General features: G+C 67.5%; 4 protein-coding genes and 1 pseudogene. 3 read left to right on the top strand and 2 right to left on the bottom strand.

The genetic code is table 11. The features are described 5' to 3' along the window. The first annotated feature begins 97 nt into the window (after positions 1 to 97). Genes dbpA through D7V77_RS39720 form a run of 3 tightly spaced genes read left to right on the top strand, consistent with a single transcriptional unit; the run spans position 98 to position 4,149 of the window. Entirely contained in the window at positions 98 to 1,483 is a 1,386-nt protein-coding gene (dbpA, locus tag D7V77_RS39730) for an ATP-dependent RNA helicase DbpA (protein WP_120581405.1), read from the top strand. Between the two features lie 58 nt (positions 1,484 to 1,541). Next, positions 1,542 to 2,750 (top strand): tetratricopeptide repeat protein, encoded by a 1,209-nt coding sequence (locus D7V77_RS39725; protein ID WP_120581404.1) that lies wholly within the window; start codon positions 1,542 to 1,544, stop codon positions 2,748 to 2,750. Positions 2,751 to 2,802: 52 nt separating this feature from the next. After that, positions 2,803 to 4,149: a Fic family protein gene (locus D7V77_RS39720; protein WP_120581403.1), complete on the top strand. Its 1,347-nt coding sequence runs from the start codon at positions 2,803 to 2,805 to the stop codon at positions 4,147 to 4,149. A 6-nt stretch (positions 4,150 to 4,155) separates the two neighbouring features. On the opposite strand, the gene D7V77_RS39715 is transcribed toward D7V77_RS39720, so the two are convergent. Continuing rightward, positions 4,156 to 4,839 carry an abortive infection system antitoxin AbiGi family protein gene (locus D7V77_RS39715; protein ID WP_233597515.1) on the bottom strand — a complete coding sequence of 228 codons (684 nt, stop codon included), beginning with the start codon at positions 4,837 to 4,839 and terminating at the stop codon, positions 4,156 to 4,158. Between the two features lie 128 nt (positions 4,840 to 4,967). Beyond that, positions 4,968 to 5,467: pseudogene (locus tag D7V77_RS39710) on the bottom strand (APC family permease); the annotation flags it as partial.

The raw sequence follows: 5,467 nt of genomic DNA, 5'->3' as shown, positions 1-5,467 counted from the left end.
GCGGGGTAGGGGGGCGCCGGGCTTGTCCGGCGTGGGAAGGCTGGTACAAGGGCGCGATCTCCCGAGGCGCCCCGTGCCTCCGTCCCCCGAGGCTCCGATGGAATTCTCCGCGCTCTCGCTGTCGCCCCCGCTGCTCCAGGTGCTGGAGGAGTTGGAGTTCAAGACCGCCACCCCCATCCAGGCACAGAGCATCCCGGTGCTGTTGCAGGGAAAGGACCTGGTAGGCCAGGCGCGCACGGGCAGCGGGAAGACGGCGGCGTTCGCGCTGCCCATCCTGCAGAAGGTGAAGCTCACGCAGGACCGCCGGCTCCAGGCGCTGGTGCTCTGCCCCACGCGCGAGCTGTGCGCGCAGGTGGCGGGAGAGATTCGCAGGCTCGCGCGACGCATGCCGGGCGTGCAGGTGCTGGCGCTCGCGGGCGGGCAGCCCATCCGGCCGCAGGTGGAGGCGCTGGAGAAGGGCGCGCACATCGGCGTGGGGACACCCGGGCGCATCATTGACCTGCTGGACCGCGAGGTGCTGGACACACGGCACCTGGCCACGGTGGTGCTGGATGAAGCGGACCGGATGCTGGACATGGGCTTCCGGGAGGACATGGAGCGGGTGCTCGGCGCGACGCCCTCGAAGCGGCAGACGGTGCTCTTCTCCGCGACGTTTCCGGACGACATCGAGAAGCTGAGCCGCGCGTTCCAGAAGGACCCCGTGCGGGTGTCGCTGGCTCAGGAGGAGGCCGCGCCGGACATCCAGCAGGTGGGGTACGCGTGCACGCCGGAGGAGAAGCAGACGTTGCTGTTGCGGCTGTTGCGCCAGCACCAGCCGGCCTCCGCCATCGTGTTCTGCAACTTCAAGGCGGTGGTGGTGGAGTTGACGCGAGCGCTGGTGCAGGCGGGCGTGAGCGCGGACGGGTTGCAGGGCGACCTGGAGCAGTTCGACCGGGACCGGGTGATGGCGAAGTTCCGCAATCACAGCACGCGCGTGCTGGTGGCCACGGACGTGGCGGGCCGGGGCATCGACGTGGAGGCTCTGGACGCGGTGGTGAACTACGAATTGCCGCAGCAGCCGGAAGCGTACGTGCATCGCATCGGCCGCACGGGGCGCGCGGGCCGTCGCGGGTTGGCGCTGTCGCTGGTGACGCGCTCGGACAGCCGCAAGGTGGAGGACATCGAAGGGACGACGGGCGTGAAGCTGGAGAAGGGCGACGTGGACGCGTTGGTGCCGGAGAACGTGCCGGGCGTGTCGCTCATGTCCGGCTGGGAGACGCTGTCCATCTCCGCGGGGCGCAAGGACAAGATGCGGCCCGGAGACATCCTGGGCGCGCTGACGGGCGAGGCGGGCGGGCTGAAGGCGGAGGACGTGGGCAAGATTGAAATCCACGACCATCACGCCTTCGTCGCCGTCTCCAAGCGCGTGGTGAAGGTCGCGTTCCAGCGGCTGAGCGAAGGCCGCATCAAGGGCCGCAAGCACCGCATCGAACGCGTGCGGTGATTGTCTCATGATGGAACCGTGATGAAGGAGGCTGGGAGGGGCGTGAGAGATTGCTCGCATGCCCCGAAGCCTTGTGTGTCTGGCGTTGTTGACCTTGAGCGTGGCGTGCAGGACCGCCGCGCCCGTCGCTCCCGATGCCGTCCAGGTGGCTCGGACGCCTGCCGCGGCGGAGTGGGAGAAACAGCTGGATGCGATCCGGTTTTCGCCCGAGGGGCCCGCCCAGCAAGAGGGCTTCGTCCGGGTCCAACAGGAGCTGGAGCCCGCCGTCCAGAAGGACCCGGCGGACGCGCACCTGCATTACCTGCTGGGGCGTGTGTATTACTACCTGATCCGTGACGCGGAGGCGGGGCGGGAGTTCGACCGGGCCCTGTCACTGGCGCCCGATGTCGCGGAGTACCACTACCTCAAGGCGCACTACCTCCGAACCGCCGGCGATGTCCGGGGGGCCATCGCGGAGCTGACGCGTGCGACGGAGCTGGCGCCCCGGACGGCGAAGTACCATGCCGTGCTGGGCGAGACCTTGATGTCGGAGGACCCGGACAAGGCCCGAAGTGCGCTCATGCAGGCGCTGGCGGTGGATCCGGACAGCGCCCTGGCAGCGGGGCATCTCGGCCTGATGCTCCTGGAGCAGGGCAAGGACGCGGAGGCGCTCCAATGGCTGGTGAAGACCACGCCCGAGGAACCACGCGATCCGATGACCCAGTACAACATCGGGCAGGCGTTCCAGAACCAAGGGGATCATCCGCGGGCCCTGGTGCACTTCCAGTCCGCCGCCCTGGGCATGCCCGAGGACTGGCGCACGCTCGCGAAGCTGGTGCAGGAGCATGCCGCTTTGAAGCAGTTTCCAGAGCGCGACGCCGCGCGCGCGAGGCTGCTGAAGCTCAACGACGAGGGCAAGGTGGACAGCCCCTTCTTCGTCCGGGAGCAGTTCCAGGAGGGCACCGAGAAGGTGATGGTGGCCGAGTACTTCAAGCTCGAAGGTGACTGGGCCGTCCGCTACGTCTTCCATATGGAGACGGCGCGGCCGGATGGCACGTCCCACGAGTGGCGGCTGAGCCTGGGCTCGTATGAGTTCACCAACTCCTCGCGACCGCCCGGCTCCAAGGAGCGACTGTTCCACTTCGATGCCTACGAAAGCGACAACTCACACCTGACCTTCGCCTTCTTCGACGGCGAGCCCTCCTACGAGGATACGCGCGCGCTGGCGGTGGCCGTCCTGCGAGGCAAGGTGAAGCCCGTGTCGGGCACCCGCTTCACCCGCGAGTAGGCGGAACTACCAATCTGCTTCGAAATTAGTAGTAGATTGGTAGTTCAAGCCCATGCGACTCCCCGCGACGCCTCCCGACCTCCATGCATTCGTCCAGACGGTGGCAAGGTCAGGGAAGGAGCACCTTGTCGCTCTGCTGGAGCACAAGGCCGTGGGGCCAGAGCTCGACGGGCGTTATCTCCATTGGGACGAGCTTCGCCGGCATCCCGCGCCAGAGGGCATGACGCATGAGGAGTGGTGGTACCGGGTCAAGACCGCGCGAACCACGTTGGGCGCCGACCTGCCGCTCCTGGACAAGACGGGGCAGCCGTTCTCCTTCACCCGTCCTGACGGGCTTTTTTCGGGCCTGCACCGGATCGACCGGCAGCTCGGAAAGGGGCTGGAACTGGCGGACCCTCAACTGGCCAATGCAGGCGTCCGGGATCGATACATCGTCGAATCGTTGATGGAAGAAGCCATCACTTCCAGTCAGCTGGAGGGTGCCTCCACGACCCGAAAGGTTGCCAGGGAGATGCTGGAGCAGGGACGTCCGCCTCGGACCAAGGACGAGCGGATGATCTTCAACAACTTCCAGGCCATGGAGCTGATGCGCCGGAATGCGCATGTGCCGCTGACGACCTCCCTGCTCCTGGAGCTTCACGAAACCATCACGCGTGACACGCTCGACCCAGGCGAAGAGGGCCGCTTGCGGCACGGCGATGAGCCCGTCACGGTCCAGGACCGGGCGAGTGGAGCGATCCTCCACGTCCCCCCTGATGCCAGTGAGCTGCCCGGCCGATTACGGAAGCTCTGTGCGTTCGCGAATGGCTCCGACGGGAGCGTCTTCATCCATCCCGTCGTGCGCGCCATCGTGATCCACTTCATGCTCGCCTATGACCATCCCTTCGTGGATGGCAATGGCCGCACCGCACGCGCCCTGTTCTACTGGAGCATGATCCGGGAGGGATATTGGATCGCGGAGTTCCTCTCCATCTCCCGGATCATCCAGCGCGCCCAGATGCAATACAGCCGGGCGTTCCTGTTCACGGAGACGGACCGGGGAGACCTCACCTATTTCCTCCTGCACCAACTGGACGTCATCCAACGCGCGACCGATGACCTCTACGCGTATCTGGAGCGGAAGGGGCAAGAGGCCCGGCAGGTGGATCTCCTCCTCAAGGAGGATGCGGGCCTCAATCCCCGGCAGCGGGAATTGCTGGCGCATGCCCTCCACCATCCGACCGCGCGCTACGACATCCAGTCGCACCGGCGTCGGCACGGAGTGGTTTATCAAACCGCCCGACAGGACCTGCTCGACCTCGAAGCCGCGGGGTTCTTGGAGAGAGAGCAGGTCGCACGGGCCTACTTCTTCTCGCCTGTTGCCCACCTGGAGAGACGGCTCAAGAAGCACAAGCCCTGAGGCGGGTCACCCCGGCGCGCTCTTGCGCTCCGTCGCGACCGGCGCCTGCGTGTGCTTCGCCAGCGCCTCCATGATCTGCTCCGCCTTCCATCCCGGATCCAACACGGGACAAAAGTAGCCCGGACCCGCGCGCTCGCGGACGGCCCAGGCGAAGAAGTCCCTCGCCACGGTGTGGACCTCTTCTGGCAGGAAGAGCGCCGCCACGTCGTACTCCGTGAAGCGCATGAGGCCTGGGACGCGCCACTCCCGCTCCCAGTCGAAGCGGTAGCTATAGGGCGCGTTGTGCGCGTCACCCTGGATGTCCACGAAGGGCGTCACCGCCCACACGGGCTCCTTCTGGGGCTCCTTCGCCGCCAGGGCCTGGTCCAACTGGTGCTTCATCGCCAGGTGTGCCGGGGAGCCGTATTGCACGTACCAGACAGGGCCTCCGCCCTGCGACAGGATGAAGCTCTTCCGGAAGGCGATGCCGTACAGACTCCGGCGCTGCACCAGCCTCGCGAGTTGATCCAACGGAATCTCGCTGAAGCACACCGAGCGGTGCCGGTCCGCCACCGCCGCCTCCCGCCGCGCGATGCCAAACCCCTCCGCGCCCGGGATGAGCGTGCGCGCTCCCAGGATGCTCATCATGTTCTGGTAGGCGTCGTGGTACGGGGGCCCGGGCTTCGTGAAATGCACCACGAAGTCAGACATGTCCCGCCACTGCGCATTCGCCTGATACCCGAGCATCGCCTCGCGAGTGTCCCGGCCCGGTCCCTCCTTCGCAACACAACGTGCCGGGTTGTCCCAAGGCCTGCCCGCTCTCCTGACGTGCGAAGGCGTCAGGACAGGCGGACGGGCGCTGGCTCCCTCGGCCGCGATAGGCGCATCAATGCCAGGCCCGCGAGCACCGCTCCTGACGCCACCGCCGCCTCCCGCGCGCTCGCGCCGAAGGCCACCAGCGTCAGCCCCAGCACCAGCGTGGGCACCGCCAGCAGCGCGTGCACCGGCCGCAGGTTCCGCTCCCGCCGCAGCGACAGCACCGCGAGCGCCGCCGCCGTGACACCGAATTGCATCAGCACCGCGATGGCGGAGAGCGCGAAGAGCTCCGACAAGTCCCCCAGGTTCACGAACCCCAGCACCAGCGCCCACGTCACCGCCAGCGCACGCATGGGCACTCCCGACGCCGACATGCGCTCCAGCCCGAACAGCGAACGCTCTCCGGAGGCCAGCGCGGACAGGTAGCGCGGCGTCGTCACCATCATCCCCACGCAGATGCCCAGCGCGGACACGCTCGTGCCCGCGCCCACCAGCCGCTCCAGCCCCGCGCCGCCCCACACCC

It is taken from the genome of Corallococcus sp. CA041A (genome assembly GCF_003612075.1).
Lineage (GTDB): Bacteria > Myxococcota > Myxococcia > Myxococcales > Myxococcaceae > Corallococcus > Corallococcus exiguus.
The sequence above is the reverse complement of the archived record's forward strand: the minus strand, read 5'-3'. Positions and strand labels throughout refer to the sequence as shown.

Excerpts from the sequence above, each read along its gene's own strand:
- D7V77_RS39720 (WP_120581403.1), top strand. The coding sequence starts at position 2,803 with ATGCGACTCCCCGCGACGCCTCCCGACCTCCATGCATTCGTCCAGACG.
- D7V77_RS39725 (WP_120581404.1), top strand. The coding sequence starts at position 1,542 with ATGCCCCGAAGCCTTGTGTGTCTGGCGTTGTTGACCTTGAGCGTGGCG.
- dbpA (WP_120581405.1), top strand. The coding sequence starts at position 98 with ATGGAATTCTCCGCGCTCTCGCTGTCGCCCCCGCTGCTCCAGGTGCTG.
- D7V77_RS39715 (WP_233597515.1), bottom strand. The coding sequence starts at position 4,839 with ATGTCTGACTTCGTGGTGCATTTCACGAAGCCCGGGCCCCCGTACCAC.